Below are 17,227 nucleotides of genomic sequence, written 5' to 3'. Positions count from 1 at the left end.
ACCTGTGCACGAATAAATTTAAATTCGAAAAAATAGCGGCTAACTCGTTAATTTAAATGCTTATTTCTTCCGACGCTTACGGCGTCTAAAACGTGCATAAGTTTTTTGCCATCGCCTGCCGATGACCTGAAAAGACCGGTCTTGAGCCTCTGCAGCCAAGACCGAGGTATGGATCAAGCCGTCCTGGCCGGCGCGGATATTCACCGATTGCACAGCGCCCCCATACTGACCAATACAATCCCTCCGCACGCTGCTGCGACAAATCCCATGGCGGGGGAAACGCTGTCGATCGCGAATCCCACAATGGGCGCGGACAGCGTCTGGCCTATTCGGTAAGCCGAATCGTGCAGCCCCATCACTTCACCTCTCACGCTGGAAGGCGCCAGCTTGGCAACCGCTTCCGAACCTGCAGCCAGCGTCGGCGTGCACAGCAGATTGGTGGGCAACAGCGCGAGCATCAACCACCACCAGACGTCATCAAAGAACACCACGGGCAGCAACAGCAGGCTCATTGCCAAGGCGAGTTTCATCTGCGACCACGACCTGTGGACAACACCGTGGACATACCCGCCCACGATAGACGCAATGGACATGGCGGCGATGACATATCCAGTGAAGGCGAGTTGATCACTGGCGCGCAGCACGGCAATCAGTGCCAACTCGGTGCCGTACAGCACGAACAGGGCACCGGCGCTGACAAACATGACGGCCAGCAGACGGCCGCTCATCCAGGTGCGGAGTTTGGGTCGCACCCGATCCGGATTCGCTGCGACCTCGTCCAGATTGCGCGTCGGCCAGTTCAACACATAGAGCACGACATAGGAGAGCGCACGCCAGAGCCCGATGCCCGCCAGAGTGGCAGTCGCCGAATAAGTGGTTATCAACAGGATGCCGGTTGCGGGCCCAATGACGAATGAGAGCTCCATGAGCATCATGTTGAGCGAGTACGCAGGCCGGCGCTGATCCTCCGGCACCAGACTGGCGACGAACTGTCTGGCGAGTGAACCCGTCGGCACCGTAAAGAGGCCGGCCACAAAAGCCAGAAGGACATAGAGCCAGTAGCTCACCATCGGCAGAAGGATCCAGGCGATGGTTGACAGTGTCCCGCACACGGCCACCACAGGGCGTAGGCCGTGACGGTCAATCATTCGGCCGAGGAGGGGAGAGCCAACGGCAAAACCCAAGGCGGTCGCTGTCCCCACCACGCCCGCATCAAAATAACTGCCGCCCATTTCGTTGAGTACGTGCAGGCTCAGCGTGAGCCCCATGATGGTCAGTGGTAGACCTGCAACAAACATGAACGACGTAGCAGGCAACACCCTGGGGATGGCCAGCACTCTCTGGTATTTGCGAATCGACATATGACTGAGGCTCCTTGGTCTTAGATCTGTCCTGATGCAACGTTGCAATCGGCGGGTGTCAAAGCGCTCTCTCAAGGTCATCGGCCAATCCAGGCGCAACGAAACACTCACGCCTATCAAAAACTATCGTTCGGGTTTCAGGGCCAAATTATTGGCTGACAAAGCACGCAGGTTATCCGCAGTCCGATTAGAGATGCCAATTAGACGCGTAGCACACCCAGCGTATCGTTCAACCTCAAAACCATTTTCAACCCTCTCGATATTGCGCGTCCTCGACGGCGTGAGCGTCACAGCGGTGAATGGACCGAACCGATATGACCCTGATCCCTTGCGGAGGCAGTATGAATACGTTGGGTGACCTGGCGTCCAGACGAAACAACAACTTCAACCTGATCAGAATGATTGGCGCCACCGCAGTACTGATCTCCCACAGTTATCCTCTTGCACTCGGCCTTGACGCGGTCGAGCCACTGTCTAACTGGATCGGCCTGTCCCTTGGTGAACTGGCGGTGATCACGTTCTTCTGCGTCTCTGGCTTTTTTGTCTCCCTTAGCCGTGATCGCGCAGGTAGCACGCTGGATTTTTTCACCGCTCGGTTTTTGCGAATCTACCCTGGACTGACCCTAGTGCTGCTGCTCAGCGTATTGCTGATCGGACCCTTGTTTACGACACTGAGTGCGTCGGAATATTTCCGCTCAGGTGAAACATACTGTTATTTAACCCACAATTTGACGCTGTTCAGCATGAGGTTCCACCTGCCTGGCGTGTTCGAGAGCAACCCTTGGCCAGGCATCAACGGATCGCTATGGACGCTCTTTTTTGAGGTGGCCCTCTACGTCCTGGTCAGCGCGCTTGGCGCATCCGCTTTCTACAGTAAAGGGCGTCAATTTGCCGGCTTTCTAGTGTTTTACGCGACGCTGTACGTCGCCTTCAAAGCCTTGATGTTGAACAGCGCTCTGTTCAATGACTTTTACGGCGTCGAGTCTTTCTTCACGTGGAGCTTGCCGTTTGTGCTGGGCATGTCCTTCTACCGATATCGTGAGCACATCCAGCATCGATTTATCGGCTTCCTGCCTTTCGCCGCGTTAGCCGCCTGCACATGGCGCACCCCCTATTTCTTCGAGTGCTTCGTGCTGGCCTGGACGTATCTGATTTTCTACCTTGGGTTTGCAACCCACCCCGCGATCGACCGTTACAACCAGCTGGGTGATTACTCGTACGGCGTTTATATCTATGCCTTCCCGATTCAGGAAATCCTCGCCAACCTGTTCAAAGGCATCGGCCCTGTCAGCATGATGCTGCTCGCCTTCCCACTAGTGCTACTGGCAGCAACCTTCTCTTGGCATGTCATCGAGAAGCCAGCCATGGCCTGGCGCCGTGGACTTGCCGGGTTTTTACGCAGTCGCCTGAACATCAAAGACCGTCGGACCAGCACCGGGAGAGGTGCCGCATGACGACCTGCGCACCCGAGGACCTAAACGCGTCCGGCATGGATTCAACAGGGAGTTTGCTATGAAGAGATTTCAAGTGCTGGACGGCTTCCGAGGCATCTGCGCACTAAGCGTTGCGGTCTATCACATCCACATTCCACAGAGCTTCGGTGAATGGGCGTTCTTCAGGAATGCCCATTATCTGGTGAGCTTTTTCTTTGTCCTGAGCGGCTTTGTCATGGTCCATACCTACGGACAGCGTTTGGCAACGACGGATCAGTTCAAGCAGTTCTTCATCACACGCACCTTCCGGCTGTATCCGCTGCACATCTTTGTGCTTCTGCTCGCCATCGCATTGGAGGTGATGAAGCTTGGGGCTGAGCATGCCGGCATCGCGTTCAATCAGCCCAGCTTCACCGGACAGCGCGCGCCCCAGGAAATCATCCCCAACCTGATGCTGTTGCAATCCTGGTGGCCGGGATTCAATCCCCAATCGTTCAACTTTCCAGCGTGGAGCATCAGTGTCGAGTACTACATCTACATGATCTTCGCGGGGATTCTCTTGTGTACACCGCGCATTGCCACTCCAATATTTTTGATGATTTCGTCGATGGCTACGGCGTGCTTGTCCTTGGGATTTGGCTATCTGATGGAGCCCGCATTGCAGGGCTTGTCCTGCTTCTTTGCCGGGGTGATCACCTATCACCTCTATCAGGTTATCCACAACAAGAGCATTGCGCACTGGCTGCACACAGTCCTGGAAGTCGTCGGGATTTGCCTAACCGTGGGTTTGCTGGTGAGTAACATCGATCACAAGCAGATCATTCTGATGTTGGGCTTCTGCGCGCTCATGTTGATTTTCTCCTTTGAAGGAGGGGTTATCTCCACTTTGCTGAAGGCTCGCCCGTTCGAGAAGCTGGGCACGCTGTCCTACTCGATCTACATGACCCATGCGATGGTTCTATTCGCCTTCACCCTCGCCATGCTTCTTGTAGGGAAAGTCACCGGCTACACCATCGTCACTTATGCTGCTGCGGCACCAGGCCCGATGCTTTCCTTTCATAACGGAGTGGCTGACAACTTCCTGCTGGTCGGTCTGTTGATCATCATTGTGGGTATATCTGTGGCCAGCCATCGACTCATTGAACAGCGCGGTATCGAATGGGGTAAACGTCTGAGCAGGAGAGGGCGGGCCACATCGCCGATCAGTCCGATTAAAACAGTGAGCTGAATCCCTAAACGAAAACAGCCCCAATCGATTCGCATCGTTGGGGCTGTTTTGTTAGCGGGTGAACCTTAGAAATCCAGGTTTGATACCGCCAGTGCGTTGGCTTCAATGAAGTCGCGGCGCGGTTCTACTGCATCACCCATCAAGGTGTTGAAGATCTGATCAGCGCCGATGGCGTCTTCGATCGTAACCTTGAGCATGCGTCGCACGCTCGGGTCCATTGTGGTTTCCCACAACTGATCCGGGTTCATCTCACCGAGACCTTTGTAGCGCTGAATCGTGTGACGCTTAGTGCTCTCTGCCATCAACCAGGCCAGTGCTTCCTTGAACTCGTTGACCGCTTTCTTGCGTTCGCCACGTTGAACGTAAGCGCCTTCTTCGAGCAGCGTGCTGATCTGAGCACCCAGCGCAGTGACTGTTTTATAGTCATTGCTGCCGAAGAAATCGCGGTTGAACGTCACGTAGTTGGACAGACCATGTGAGATCAGCTCGACCTCTGGCAGCCACACGTTACGCTCGCGGTCTTCACGCAAGCTGGCCTTGTAGACCAGGCCGGACTTCTCACCCACGCGCAGGCGTTCATCAAACTTCGCCAGCCACTCTTGCATGGCCGCATGATCCGATAGCTGTTCCATAGGCACAGCGGGCAGATAGACGAAGTGCTCGGTCAGCTCTTGCGGGTATAGACGGGACAGACGTTTCAGGGTCTTCATGACCATGCGGAAGTCGTGAACCAGTTTCTCCAGCGCTGCGCCGGAAATGCCAGGCGCCGATTCGTTCAGGTGCAGGCTCGCATCTTCAAGGGCCGACTGGGTCATGTACTCTTCCATGGCCTCGTCGTCTTTGATGTACTGCTCTTGCTTGCCTTTCTTCACCTTATACAACGGCGGCTGGGCAATGTAGATGTAGCCAAGCTCGACCAGCTCTGGCAACTGACGGAAGAAGAAGGTCAGCAACAAGGTACGGATGTGCGAACCGTCGACGTCAGCATCGGTCATGATGATGATGTTGTGATAGCGCAGCTTTTCGATGTTGTACTCGTCACGGCCAATCCCGCAGCCCAGCGCCGTGATCAACGTGCCCACTTCCTGGGACGAGATCATCTTGTCGAAGCGCGCCTTCTCCACGTTCAGGATCTTGCCCTTGAGTGGCAGGATGGCCTGAGTCTTACGGTTGCGTCCCTGCTTGGCGGAACCGCCAGCAGAGTCACCTTCCACAAGGTACAGTTCGGATAGGGCTGGGTCCTTCTCCTGGCAGTCAGCCAGTTTGCCCGGCAGGCCTGCGATATCAAGTGCACCTTTGCGACGAGTCATCTCACGTGCTTTACGCGCAGCTTCACGAGCACGCGCTGCATCAATCATCTTGCCGACAACCGCTTTCGCTTCGTTCGGATGCTCGAGCAGGAAGTCGGAGAAGTGTTTGCCCATTTCCTGCTCAACTGCGGTCTTCACTTCTGAAGACACCAGTTTGTCTTTCGTCTGCGAGCTGAACTTCGGATCAGGGACCTTGACGGAGATGATCGCTGTAAGGCCTTCACGCGCATCGTCGCCGGTGGTGGCAACCTTGTGCTTCTTCGCCAGACCTTCCTGCTCAATGTAGTTGTTCAGGTTACGCGTCAGCGCAGAACGGAAGCCGACGAGGTGGGTACCACCGTCGCGCTGCGGAATGTTGTTAGTGAAGCACAACAGGTTCTCGTTGAAGCTGTCATTCCACTGCAGAGCGATTTCAACGCCGATGCCATCTTCACGCTGAATGTTGAAGTGGAAGACCTGATTCACAGGCGTCTTGTTGGTGTTCAGGTATTCAACGAATGCCCGCAGACCGCCCTCATACTTGAACAGTTCTTCCTTGCCGCTGCGCTCGTCTTTAAGAACGATGCCCACGCCGGAGTTGAGGAAAGACAGTTCTCGAATCCGCTTGGCGAGGATGTCCCAGCTGAAGTGAATGTTCTTGAAGGTTTCAGCGGAAGGCTTGAAGTGAATCTCGGTGCCTGTGGTGTCGCTTTCGCCAACGATTTGCATCGGCTCTTGTGGAACACCGTGGACGTACGTCTGTTCCCAGACTTTTCCGCTGCGGCGCACAGTGAGGTTCAGAACCTCGGACAGCGCGTTGACCACTGAAACGCCTACACCGTGCAGACCGCCAGAAACCTTGTAAGAGTTGTCGTCAAACTTACCGCCGGCGTGCAGCACGGTCATGATGACTTCGGCTGCGGAAACGCCTTCTTCTTTATGCACATCAACCGGAATGCCACGACCATTGTCGCGAACAGTGATCGATTCATCCGGGTGAATGATGATGCTGATGTCATCACAGTGACCAGCCAACGCCTCGTCGATCGAGTTGTCCACAACCTCAAACACCATGTGGTGAAGGCCGCTGCCGTCGTCTGTGTCGCCGATATACATACCAGGACGCTTGCGTACGGCATCGAGCCCTTTCAGCACTTTGATGCTGGTCGAGTCGTACGTTTGGTTTTCGCTCATGCCTTCACTCCCGGTGGTCGTGGGTCTGGGTGATATTGCCGTGTTCCACGTGGAACAAAGCAACTGGCGTTTCCGTCCGCCAGCCTTCCCTCAACAATTCATGATCTACACAGGTGATAAATACCTGGCAGCGTAATTCTTCCAGCAGGCGACAAAGCGCACCGCGATGATTCTCATCGAGCTCCGATGGCAGATCGTCGACGAGGTAAATACATTGGCCACGACGGGCCGTGCTGACTAAGTGTCCCTGGGCAATGCGGAGGGCGCAGACCACGAGTTTCTGCTGCCCACGGGACAGGATATCCGCCGCGTTGTGTCCGCCAAGCCGCAGGCGTAAATCTGCACGTTGCGGTCCCGCTTGCGTGTGACCTATCTGCTGATCGCGGTAAAGCGAAGATGCCAGCACGTCACTCAGGTTTTTTTCCTTGTCCCATCCTCGATAGTAACTAAGCGTCAGCCCATCGATCTGAACAAGTTCACTCAAGGTTTGCTCGAACACCGGCTTCAGCGCCTTGATATAAGCTCGCCGAAACTCGTCAATTTCATCGCTCGCCAGGCACAGTTCACGGTCCCATGCGGCCTGCGAAGCGGCGTCAAGTGTACCATGGCGAAGCCACGAGTTCCGCTGCCTGAGGGCCTTCTGAAGCCGCTGCCAGGTCGACATAAAACGAGGTTCCACGTGGAACACTCCCCAATCTAGAAACTGACGTCGGATCTTGGGAGCGCCTTCAAGGAGCCGAAAGCTGTCTGGGTTTATCAGCTGCAGCGGCAACGTCTCGGCGAGTTGTGCGGCACTCTTGGCATTCTGTCCATCGATACGAATCTGAAATTCTCCCTGACGGTCACGGGAAACGCCAAGACTGCTATGGCCACCTTCGGCAAGTTCTACCTGGCCAAAGACCGTGCACGCAGGTTGCTCGTACTGAATGACCGGCTGCAGCCGGGCGCTGCGGAAAGAGCGCGCCAAGCCAAGGAGATAGATGGCCTCAAGGACACTGGTCTTCCCACTGCCGTTGGCGCCATAGAGGATGTTAATGCGGGGAGAAGGAGAGAAGGTCACCGGGTGCAGATTGCGCACCCCGGTGACCGAGACGCGGCTAAGAGACATTGATCAACTGCTGTTACAGGCGCATCGGCATGACGACATAGGCCGAGTCGTCATTACCGGATTCTTGCACCAACGCACTGCTGTTGGAGTCTGAGAGAATCAGACGAACTTGCTCCGTGGTCATGACACCCAGCACGTCGAGCAGATAGCTCACGTTGAATCCGATCTCGAGCGAGCTGCCGTTGTAGTCAACGCTGATTTCTTCTTCGGCTTCCTCTTGCTCCGGGTTATTCGCTTGAATCTTCAACTGGCCGTTGGCCAACTGAAGGCGAATACCTCGATACTTCTCGTTGGAAAGGATCGCCGTGCGGCTGAACGCTTCCCGCAGGGCCTGACGATCACCCACTACCAACTTGTCGCCACCCTTGGGCAGCACTCGCTCATAGTCCGGGAATTTGCCATCGACCAGCTTGGAGGTGAAAGTGAACTCACCCGTGGTTGCACGAATGTGATGCTGACCCAGGACGATGCTGACCAGACCATCTTGCTCGGTCAGTAGCCGGGCCAGCTCCAGGATGCCCTTACGCGGCACGATCACCTGGTGACGGTCGGCCTGCTCGATCTCTGCAGACATGGAGCACATCGCAAGACGATGCCCATCAGTCGCAACCGCGCGCAGAATGCCTGACTGAACCTCAATCAACATGCCGTTGAGGTAGTAGCGAACGTCCTGCTGTGCCATGGCAAAGCTGGTGCGCTCGATCAAGCGGCGCAGCTTGCTTTGAACAAGGCTGAACGTAAGTGAACCCGGGCCTTCTTCGACAGTAGGGAAGTCGTTGGCAGGCAGGGTGGAAAGCGTGAAACGGCTGCGACCCGCTTTGACGATCAGCTTTTGCTCGTCGAGTTTGATGTCGATGAGCGCGTCATTCGGAATGCTTTTGCAGATGTCCATCAGCTTGCGCGCTGGAACGGTGATTTCCCCCGGCTCCGCGGGCTCTTCCAGCTGCACACGGCCGACCAGCTCAACTTCCAGGTCAGTACCTGTCAAAGACAACTGCTGGCCTTGAACGACCAGTAGCACGTTCGACAGAACCGGCAAGGTCTGACGGCGTTCAACGACGCCCGCGACCAGTTGCAGAGGTTTCAACAGGGCTTCGCGTTGAATGGTGAAATGCATGGTCTAGTCCCTTGCCTTGATAAGCTGCGTCGGTATCACGTTGTCAAAGTCCGCAGCAGGTTCTTGTAGTCCTCGCGGATGTCCGCATCGGATTCTTTAAGCTCATTGATCTTCCGGCACGCGTGCAAGACCGTTGTGTGGTCGCGGCCGCCAAACACATCGCCGATTTCAGGAAGGCTGTGATTGGTGAGTTCCTTGGAAAGTGCCATCGCCACTTGCCGCGGTCGTGCGACGGACCTGGAACGCCGTTTGGACAGCAGGTCGGAGATCTTTATCTTGTAGTACTCAGCGACAGTCCGCTGAATGTTATCCACACTCACCAGCTTGTCCTGCAACGCGAGCAAATCTTTCAACGACTCGCGGATCAGCTCGATCGTGATATCCCTACCCATAAAGTGTGAGTGAGCGATGACGCGCTTCAACGCACCCTCAAGCTCTCGCACGTTGGAACGGATACGCTGCGCAATAAAAAACGCGGCGTCGTGAGGGAGATCGACTTTCGCCTGATCCGCCTTCTTCATCAAAATTGCCACCCGGGTTTCCAGCTCCGGAGGCTCGACCGCAACCGTCAGGCCCCAACCGAAGCGCGACTTCAGGCGCTCTTCCAGACCTTCAATTTCTTTAGGGTAGCGGTCGCTCGTGAGAATAACCTGCTGCCCCCCTTCGAGCAGGGCGTTGAAGGTGTGGAAAAACTCTTCCTGGGAACGCTCTTTGCGGGCAAAGAATTGAATGTCATCGATCAGCAGTGCATCAACGGAGCGATAGAAGCGCTTGAACTCGTTGATTGCGTTGAGCTGTAGCGCCTTCACCATGTCCGCCACAAACCGCTCGGAGTGTAAATACACGACCTTGGCGTTCGGGTTCTTCTTGAGCAAGTGGTTACCCACAGCATGCATCAAGTGAGTTTTACCCAGACCCACACCGCCATAAAGGAAGAGCGGGTTGTAGCCATGCTTGGGATTGTCCGCTACCTGCCAGGCGGCCGCCCGCGCCAGTTGGTTGGATTTACCTTCGACAAAGTTTTCGAACGTGAAGGTCCTGTTCAGATAGCTGGTGTGCTTCAGCGCGCCCTCAACCTGAACATTACGCTGCTCGGCTCGCGCAGGGGCTTGCTGGGAACTGGCGCCAGCCATTGGATCGAAGCTCGCCCGGGAAGGCTCGTCCTCGACATTCAAAGAGGTCTGAATCATTGGAGCAGGCGTTGCGACGGACTGCGGTACTCGTGCTGCGACCGGTGCGTCGCTGGTGGCTGCCATTTCGGCGGCTTGAGATGCGGCGGCTGCGGCAGCAAGTGGTGCATTCGGGGCGGCACGTGGGGCCGAGCTGCGCTTGCTGCCTATTAATAAAGACAGCGACGGGGCAATTCCCTGACCGTGCTCGCCCAGCAGCTCGAGCAATCGACCCAGGTACTTCTCATTGACCCAGTCCAGCACAAACCGGTTGGGCGCATACACGCGCAATTCGTCGCCTTCGGCTTCAACCTGTAACGGACGGATCCAGGTGTTGAATTGCTGGGCAGGCAGCTCATCGCGCAAAAGCTCAACGCATTGCTGCCAAAGTTCCACTGACACAAATATCCCCTAGATTCTGAAGCCGGCGCGGCAAAAACAAGCGGCCATTGTAACCACCCGAAGCCGACTTATCCACATGAAGGTAGGGCGCCAGCGCATCAAACCGAGACTACAGCGCTGAAAAAGACGACAGCCGGTGGATAGTTAAGGTCTGTGGATAACCACGCTTCAGCCCTTTGCATAACCCCGGGCTGAAACCTGTGGATAAGGTGCCTGTGGATAAATAGCCGTTCTATGCACAGGTTGTAGTCAGCTGCCGCACAGCCCGCGCACCCCTTGTGGACAGACTTTCATTCCTCTGTACATTAAGAGATACGTGGCCTGTAGAGATTTATCCACAGAAATCCTCTCCTTAAGCTTTTATAAGCTTTACAAAGAAGCTTTAAATACCTTCCTTCTTTATTTCTATATCTACGTTCCAAGAATGCACCGGCTGACTGATCGCTGTCGATGAACTGCACTCAGGAACTAAATGCAAGAAAGGTTGGTTGGAAATTGACCTGCGAGCCCGCTTTCTCTAGAATCCCCGGTCTCTTAAAACGGGGGCCATTCCGGCCCGTTGTGGACGAACCAGGTAACACGCCATGAAACGTACTTTCCAACCCAGCACTATCAAGCGCGCTCGCACCCACGGTTTCCGTGCTCGTATGGCCACCAAAAACGGTCGCGCAGTTCTGTCGCGTCGTCGCGCCAAAGGCCGTAAGCGTCTGGCAGTTTGATTAATCGGCACAGGTGGTGAGTCAGGACTTCAGTCGGGAAAAGCGTTTGCTGACACCCCGGCATTTCAAGGCAGTCTTTGACTCCCCCACCGGCAAGGTTCCGGGGAAAAATCTCCTGCTCCTTGTGCGCAACAACGACCTTGATCATCCCCGTCTCGGGCTGGTGATCGGGAAGAAGAGCGTGAAGCTCTCCGTCCAGCGCAACCGCTTGAAACGCCTGATGCGTGAGTCGTTTCGCCTTCACCAGGACAACCTGGTCGGATGGGATATTGTCGTCGTCGCACGCAAAGGCTTGGGTGACATTGAAAACCCCGAATTGATTCAGCATTTCGGCAAGCTCTGGAAACGTCTGGCGCGCAGCCGGCCCGATCCCGAACTTAAAACCGAAACTGCGGGGGTATACAGTCCTGATGCGTAAACTGGCGCTCGTTCCGATCCAGTTTTACCGCTATGCCATCAGTCCTCTGATGGCCAGTCACTGTCGTTTCTACCCCAGTTGCTCCTGCTACGCGTACGAGGCCATTGAAAATTATGGTCTGGTGCGCGGTGGCTGGCTGACCTTACGTCGCTTAGGTCGGTGTCATCCGTGGAATCCCGGTGGTTATGACCCGGTTCCACCTGCTCCCACCTCCCGTTCCTCTTCGATGGCCGAGTAATCATGGATATTAAACGCACGATCCTGATCGTCGCCCTGGCAATCGTGACCTATGTCGGTGTCCTGAAATGGAACCAGGACTACGGTCAGGCTGCCTTGCCGACTCAGAATGTTGCTGCCAACACAAATACATCCGCTATTCCTGATGCTCCGCAAGGTTCAGCGACTGCCAATGCAGACGTGCCTAGCGCTACCGGCGAAGTGGCTGCGCCGGCGGAAATCCCGGTGGCTACCAGCAAAAATCTGATCCAGGTGAAGACAGACGTCCTCAATCTGGAAATTGATCCGGTAGGCGGCGATGTGGTGCAGCTTCGGTTGCCACTGTATCCACGCCGTCAGGATCACCCCGAGATTCCTTTCCAGCTGTTCGATAACGGCGGCGAGCGGATTTTCCTTGCGCAGAGCGGTCTGACTGGCGCAAACGGGCCTGATGCCCGAGCCACTGGTCGTCCGGTTTACTCGGCAACGCAAAAGAGTTACCAACTGGCTGATGGCCAGAACGATCTGGTCGTCGATCTGAAATTCACCGATGGCGGCGTTAACTACATCAAGCGCTTCACGTTCAAGCGCGGCCTGTATGACCTGACCGTTTCCTACGTGATCGACAACCAGAGCGCGCAGCCGTGGAACGGTAACCTGTTCGCCCAGCTGAAACGCGATGCGAGCGCTGATCCATCCTCGACTACCGCTACTGGCACCGCCACCTATCTGGGTGCTGCCATGTGGACACCTTCGGAACCCTACAAAAAGGTTTCCATGAAGGACATCGACAAAGGATCGGTGAAGGACACCGTTCAGGGCGGCTGGGTCGCCTGGTTGCAGCATTACTTCGTGACCGCCTGGATCCCTAACAAAGCTGACAGCAACACTGTCACCACCCGTAAAGACAGTGCTGGCAATTACATCATCGGTTTTACTGGCCCGGCATTGACGGTCGCACCTGGCGCGAAAGCCGAGACGACTACAACGCTTTACGCCGGTCCGAAAAGTCAGGCAGTCCTGAAGGAGTTATCCCCAGGTCTGGAATTGACAGTGGATTACGGGATTCTGTGGTTCATTGCCCAGCCTATTTTCTGGCTGCTGCAACATATCCACAGCATCGTGGGTAACTGGGGCTGGTCGATCATTTTCCTGACCATGCTGATCAAAGGGCTTTTCTTCCCTCTGTCGGCCGCCAGTTATAAATCCATGGCACGCATGCGTGCAGTCGCTCCGCGCCTCGCCGCGTTGAAAGAGCAGCATGGCGACGATCGTCAGAAGCTGTCTCAGTCGATGATGGAGCTGTACAAGAAAGAGAAGATCAACCCGTTGGGTGGATGCTTGCCGATTCTGGTACAGATGCCGGTTTTCCTGTCGCTGTATTGGGTACTGCTTGAAAGCGTCGAAATGCGTCAGGCACCATGGCTGCTGTGGATAACTGACCTGTCGATCAAGGATCCGTTCTTTATTCTGCCGATCATCATGGGCGCTACCATGTTCATCCAGCAGCGTTTGAACCCGACACCTCCGGATCCGATGCAGGCCAAGGTCATGAAGCTGATGCCAATCATCTTCACGTTCTTCTTCCTGTGGTTCCCGGCTGGTCTGGTGCTGTACTGGGTGGTGAACAACACCTTGTCCATCACTCAACAGTGGTACATCACCCGCAGCATCGAAGCGAAAGCCAAGAAAGCTGAAGCCTGATCTACCCTGTTAACAAGTTATTCAAAACGCCCCCTCGTGGGGCGTTTTGCTATCCGTCAGTTGCCCTGGAGTCGGCCCATGAACGTTCTTTTTGAAACCATTGCGGCTATTGCAACGGCTCCCGGACGAGGAGGTGTTGGCATCGTCCGTATCTCCGGCCCTCAAGCTGGCAAGTGCGCCGAGGCGATTCTCGGCAAACTGCCTCAACCTCGTTATGCACATTACGGCGCTTTTAAAGAAGAGAACGGTGCAGTAATCGACGAAGGCATCGGTCTCTACTTTTCCGGCCCTCATTCGTTCACGGGGGAAGATGTGCTAGAGCTTCAAGGGCATGGTGGGCCTGTGGTTCTGGACATGTTGCTGCAACGTTGCGTGCAGTTGGGATGCCGGCTGGCACGGCCGGGTGAATTCAGCGAACGCGCGTTTCTCAACGACAAGCTGGATCTCGCTCAAGCGGAGGCAATTGCGGACCTCATTGAGGCGAGTTCTGCCCAGGCCGCGCGCAACGCCTTGAAGTCGCTGCAGGGCGCATTTTCCCAGCGAGTGCATGAGCTCACGGATAAACTGATCAGCCTGCGCATTTATGTGGAAGCGGCAATCGACTTTCCGGAGGAGGAAATCGACTTTCTCGCGGATGGCCACGTCCTGACCATGCTGGATAACGTTCGCGCCCAGTTATCCACAGTGCTTCACGAAGCCAATCAGGGCGCCTTGCTCAGGGACGGCATGAATGTAGTGATTGCAGGCAGGCCCAACGCCGGCAAATCCAGCCTCTTGAACGCACTCGCGGGCAAAGACGCAGCGATCGTGACCGAGATTGCCGGTACAACCCGGGATGTCCTGCGCGAACATATCCACATTGATGGCATGCCTCTCCACGTAGTGGACACCGCAGGTCTGCGCGACACCGACGATCAGGTAGAAAAAATAGGCGTTCAACGCGCGCTTCAGGCGATAGGCCAGGCCGACCGGATTTTGCTGGTGGTGGATGCAACAGCGCCCGAGGCGGGTGATCCCTTCGCATTATGGCCAGAGTTCCTCGATCAACGACCTGATCCGGCCCATGTCACGCTGATTCGTAACAAGGTGGACTTGAGTGATGAGCCGGTGGAGCTGTTGACCAGCGTCGATGGCCACGTGACCATCAGCCTCAGCGCCAAGACCGGCGGTGAGGGCGTAGAGCTTCTGCGCGAGCATTTGAAGGCGTGTATGGGGTATCAGCAAACAGCTGAAGGAAGCTTCAGCGCACGACGTCGCCATCTTGAGGCGTTGCACAAGGCAAGCGCTTCTCTCGAGCACGGACGCTCGCAGCTGACTTTAGCCGGCGCCGGAGAGCTGCTTGCCGAAGACCTGCGCCAAGCGCAGCAGTCCTTGGGCGAAATCACTGGCGCATTCAGCTCGGACGATTTGTTGGGCCGAATTTTCTCCAGCTTTTGCATCGGCAAATAACCTCGTTTCTATCCCCAGGCAGATCAATCTCTGCGGATCTGCCCCATCTCGATTCACTCTTCTGACTTTTCTTGACTCCCGATCAATGCTCGGCGGGATAACTGCGCCTCGCATTTGACCGTTCAGCGCCTGATTTCTCGAATAAGCTCTGTGCATAACCACGACTAAGCTCGGTTGATAAACAGGCGTCTGACCTGAGGATAATTCCGCCTGTGGACAAGTTCCACTTTAATCCACAGGCTTAGACAGGTTATCCAAGGGCCTCTCGGCCACATAGGCACAGGCTTTTGATTCTCTGTACACTACGTCCTGTAAGGGCATCAGGGTTTTATCCACAGAAATGTGGGTCAGTAAATATAAACATAAAAACAAAGATCTTATAAATTTCTTCTCTTTTAATTTCTATAACCGGTATTCATCCACAGCTGGTTAGATTTTGCGCAACGGGTTTCTTAAGGGGGGTAAGTCCCTATACTTGCCGCCATTCCTATTCCCCCCAATCAACAGGCACGAGGTGCGTGGTGGATTTCCCTTCCCGTTTTCAAGTGATCGTCATCGGCGGCGGTCACGCCGGTACCGAGGCAGCACTGGCGTCCGCACGTATGGGTGCTACCACCCTGCTGCTTACGCACAACGTGGAAACCCTCGGCCAAATGAGTTGCAACCCGGCCATTGGTGGCATCGGTAAAAGTCATCTGGTCAAAGAGATCGATGCACTTGGTGGTGCGATGGCAACGGCCACTGACAAAAGTGGTATCCAGTTTCGTGTGCTTAACAGCCGCAAGGGCCCGGCTGTAAGGGCGACGCGTGCCCAGGCGGACCGCGTGCTGTACAAGGCAGCGGTCAGAGAAATCATCGAAAACCAGCCTAACCTGTGGATATTCCAGCAGGCATGCGACGACCTGATCGTCGAGCAGGACCAGGTGCGCGGCGTAGTGACGCAAATGGGCCTGCGTTTTCTGGCCGACTCCGTGGTTCTCACCACAGGTACCTTTCTGGGCGGACTTATCCACATCGGTCTGCAGAACTATTCCGGCGGCCGCGCCGGTGATCCGCCGTCCATTGCGCTTGCGCGCAGGCTTCGGGAGCTGCCGCTGAGAGTGGGTCGCCTGAAAACGGGCACACCTCCGCGCATCGATGGCCGATCTGTGGATTTCTCGGTGATGACCGAACAGCCAGGTGATACGCCGATCCCCGTGATGTCGTTCATGGGCTCCAAGGCTCAGCACCCGAGCCAGGTCAGCTGCTGGATTACCCACACCAACGCTCGAACCCACGAAATCATCGCTGCGAATCTGGATCGGTCGCCGATGTATTCTGCTGCCGGGGAGATCGAAGGGGTCGGCCCGCGGTATTGCCCGTCGATCGAAGACAAGATCCATCGTTTTGCCGACAAGGAAAGCCATCAGGTGTTTATCGAACCGGAAGGTTTGACGACCCATGAGCTTTATCCAAACGGTATATCGACCTCCCTGCCGTTCGACGTACAACTGCAGATCGTTCGGTCTATTCGCGGGATGGAAAATGCTCACATCGTGCGGCCTGGCTATGCCATCGAGTACGACTACTTCGATCCGCGCGACCTGAAGTACAGCCTGGAAACCAAGGTCATCGGTGGGTTGTTTTTTGCAGGGCAGATCAACGGCACGACCGGTTACGAAGAGGCCGGCGCCCAGGGTTTGCTCGCCGGAGCAAACGCAGCCCTTAGGGCTCAAGGCAAGGACAGCTGGTGTCCGCGTCGCGATGAGGCTTACATCGGCGTGCTGGTGGATGACCTGATTACACTGGGCACCCAAGAGCCGTACCGGATGTTCACCTCCCGCGCCGAGTACCGTCTGATTTTGCGCGAAGACAACGCGGACTTGCGTTTGACCGAACAGGGTCGGGCGCTCGGGTTGGTCGACGACGCCCGCTGGGCGGCGTTCTGTGCCAAGCGTGAAGGCATCGAGCTGGAAGAACAGCGCCTGAAGTCCACCTGGATTCGTCCGGGTACCGAGCAGGGCGATGCGGTCTCGGCGCACTTCGGCACCCCGTTGACCCACGAATATAATTTGCTGAACCTGCTGAGCCGTCCGGAAGTGGACTACGCCAGTCTGGTTGCGCTGACCGGTAACGGCTCGCCTGACCCGCAGGTCGCTGAGCAAGTCGAAATCAAGACCAAATACGCCGGTTACATCGACCGTCAGCAAGATGAAATCGCTCGTCTGCGTGCCAGCGAAAATACACGACTCCCTTCTGACATCGACTACACCGGGATTCCTGGTCTGTCGAAAGAAATCCAGAGCAAGCTGGGGATAACTCGTCCGGAAACGCTAGGCCAGGCTTCGCGGATTCCCGGCGTCACACCAGCGGCGATTTCTCTGTTGATGATTCATTTGAAAAAACGCGGCGCGGGCCGTCAGTTGGAGCAAAGCGCTTGA

At 55.8% G+C, this 17,227-nt stretch carries 13 protein-coding genes; 8 read left to right on the top strand and 5 right to left on the bottom strand.

The features are described 5' to 3' along the window. Nucleotides 1-200: 200 nt before the first annotated feature. Nucleotides 201-1,361: an MFS transporter gene (locus OKW98_RS01975; protein ID WP_265387758.1), complete on the bottom strand. Its 1,161-nt coding sequence runs from the start codon at nucleotides 1,359-1,361 to the stop codon at nucleotides 201-203. Between the two features lie 341 nt (nucleotides 1,362-1,702). On the opposite strand from OKW98_RS01975, the gene OKW98_RS01970 reads away from it, so the two are divergent. Both OKW98_RS01970 and OKW98_RS01965 read left to right on the top strand, forming a co-directional pair. Beyond that, the gene (locus tag OKW98_RS01970; protein WP_265387757.1) at nucleotides 1,703-2,815 is read left to right on the top strand and encodes an acyltransferase family protein; all 1,113 of its coding nucleotides are present in this window, start codon (nucleotides 1,703-1,705) and stop codon (nucleotides 2,813-2,815) included. A 58-nt stretch (nucleotides 2,816-2,873) separates the two neighbouring features. After that, nucleotides 2,874-4,022 (top strand): acyltransferase family protein, encoded by a 1,149-nt coding sequence (locus OKW98_RS01965; RefSeq protein ID WP_265387756.1) that lies wholly within the window; start codon nucleotides 2,874-2,876, stop codon nucleotides 4,020-4,022. Between the two features lie 65 nt (nucleotides 4,023-4,087). Here OKW98_RS01965 and gyrB read toward each other — a convergent pair whose 3' ends face one another. The 4 genes from gyrB to dnaA are packed head-to-tail and all read right to left on the bottom strand — an operon-like array spanning nucleotide 4,088 to nucleotide 10,301. Then, nucleotides 4,088-6,505, bottom strand: a complete 2,418-nt coding sequence (gyrB, locus tag OKW98_RS01960; RefSeq protein WP_265387755.1) for a DNA topoisomerase (ATP-hydrolyzing) subunit B — start codon at nucleotides 6,503-6,505, stop codon at nucleotides 4,088-4,090. Between the two features lie 4 nt (nucleotides 6,506-6,509). Next, entirely contained in the window at nucleotides 6,510-7,613 is a 1,104-nt protein-coding gene (recF, locus tag OKW98_RS01955; protein WP_265387754.1) for a DNA replication/repair protein RecF, read from the bottom strand. A 13-nt stretch (nucleotides 7,614-7,626) separates the two neighbouring features. After that, a complete protein-coding gene (gene dnaN / locus OKW98_RS01950) occupies nucleotides 7,627-8,730 on the bottom strand; it encodes a DNA polymerase III subunit beta (protein ID WP_265387753.1) in 1,104 nt (367 codons plus the stop codon). Between the two features lie 35 nt (nucleotides 8,731-8,765). Beyond that, nucleotides 8,766-10,301 (bottom strand): chromosomal replication initiator protein DnaA, encoded by a 1,536-nt coding sequence (gene dnaA / locus OKW98_RS01945; RefSeq protein ID WP_265387752.1) that lies wholly within the window; start codon nucleotides 10,299-10,301, stop codon nucleotides 8,766-8,768. 584 nt (nucleotides 10,302-10,885) lie between these two features. Between dnaA and rpmH the strand changes: the two genes are divergently transcribed. The 6 genes from rpmH to mnmG all read left to right on the top strand — a co-directional run bounded on the left by rpmH (nucleotide 10,886) and on the right by mnmG (nucleotide 17,227). Then, complete coding sequence (gene rpmH / locus OKW98_RS01940) at nucleotides 10,886-11,020, top strand: 50S ribosomal protein L34 (RefSeq protein WP_002551315.1); 135 nt, start codon at nucleotides 10,886-10,888, stop codon at nucleotides 11,018-11,020. A gap of 16 nt (nucleotides 11,021-11,036) precedes the next feature. Next, on the top strand, nucleotides 11,037-11,438 hold the full coding sequence (gene rnpA / locus OKW98_RS01935) for a ribonuclease P protein component (RefSeq protein WP_265387751.1): 402 nt from the start codon (nucleotides 11,037-11,039) through the stop codon (nucleotides 11,436-11,438). Then, a complete protein-coding gene (gene yidD / locus OKW98_RS01930) occupies nucleotides 11,431-11,676 on the top strand; it encodes a membrane protein insertion efficiency factor YidD (RefSeq protein WP_074886126.1) in 246 nt (81 codons plus the stop codon). The genes rnpA and yidD overlap by 8 nt, the downstream gene beginning before the upstream one ends. Nucleotides 11,677-11,678: 2 nt before the next feature. Beyond that, a complete protein-coding gene (yidC, locus tag OKW98_RS01925) occupies nucleotides 11,679-13,358 on the top strand; it encodes a membrane protein insertase YidC (RefSeq protein ID WP_265387750.1) in 1,680 nt (559 codons plus the stop codon). A 78-nt stretch (nucleotides 13,359-13,436) separates the two neighbouring features. Next, nucleotides 13,437-14,807, top strand: a complete 1,371-nt coding sequence (gene mnmE / locus OKW98_RS01920) for a tRNA uridine-5-carboxymethylaminomethyl(34) synthesis GTPase MnmE (RefSeq protein WP_265387749.1) — start codon at nucleotides 13,437-13,439, stop codon at nucleotides 14,805-14,807. Nucleotides 14,808-15,328: 521 nt separating this feature from the next. Continuing rightward, entirely contained in the window at nucleotides 15,329-17,227 is a 1,899-nt protein-coding gene (mnmG, locus tag OKW98_RS01915; protein ID WP_265387748.1) for a tRNA uridine-5-carboxymethylaminomethyl(34) synthesis enzyme MnmG, read from the top strand.

Source organism: Pseudomonas sp. KU26590, assembly GCF_026153515.1.
Lineage (GTDB): Bacteria > Pseudomonadota > Gammaproteobacteria > Pseudomonadales > Pseudomonadaceae > Aquipseudomonas.
The sequence above is the reverse complement of the archived record's forward strand: the minus strand, read 5'-3'. Positions and strand labels throughout refer to the sequence as shown.

What these genes read in the sequence shown, in the direction of transcription:
- OKW98_RS01975 (WP_265387758.1), bottom strand. Translation starts at nt 1,361, where the DNA reads ATGTCGATTCGCAAATACCAGAGAGTGCTGGCCATCCCCAGGGTGTTG.
- OKW98_RS01970 (WP_265387757.1), top strand. Translation starts at nt 1,703, where the DNA reads ATGAATACGTTGGGTGACCTGGCGTCCAGACGAAACAACAACTTCAAC.
- OKW98_RS01965 (WP_265387756.1), top strand. Translation starts at nt 2,874, where the DNA reads ATGAAGAGATTTCAAGTGCTGGACGGCTTCCGAGGCATCTGCGCACTA.
- gyrB (WP_265387755.1), bottom strand. Translation starts at nt 6,505, where the DNA reads ATGAGCGAAAACCAAACGTACGACTCGACCAGCATCAAAGTGCTGAAA.
- recF (WP_265387754.1), bottom strand. Translation starts at nt 7,613, where the DNA reads ATGTCTCTTAGCCGCGTCTCGGTCACCGGGGTGCGCAATCTGCACCCG.
- dnaN (WP_265387753.1), bottom strand. Translation starts at nt 8,730, where the DNA reads ATGCATTTCACCATTCAACGCGAAGCCCTGTTGAAACCTCTGCAACTG.
- rpmH (WP_002551315.1), top strand. Translation starts at nt 10,886, where the DNA reads ATGAAACGTACTTTCCAACCCAGCACTATCAAGCGCGCTCGCACCCAC.
- yidD (WP_074886126.1), top strand. Translation starts at nt 11,431, where the DNA reads ATGCGTAAACTGGCGCTCGTTCCGATCCAGTTTTACCGCTATGCCATC.
- yidC (WP_265387750.1), top strand. Translation starts at nt 11,679, where the DNA reads ATGGATATTAAACGCACGATCCTGATCGTCGCCCTGGCAATCGTGACC.
- mnmE (WP_265387749.1), top strand. Translation starts at nt 13,437, where the DNA reads ATGAACGTTCTTTTTGAAACCATTGCGGCTATTGCAACGGCTCCCGGA.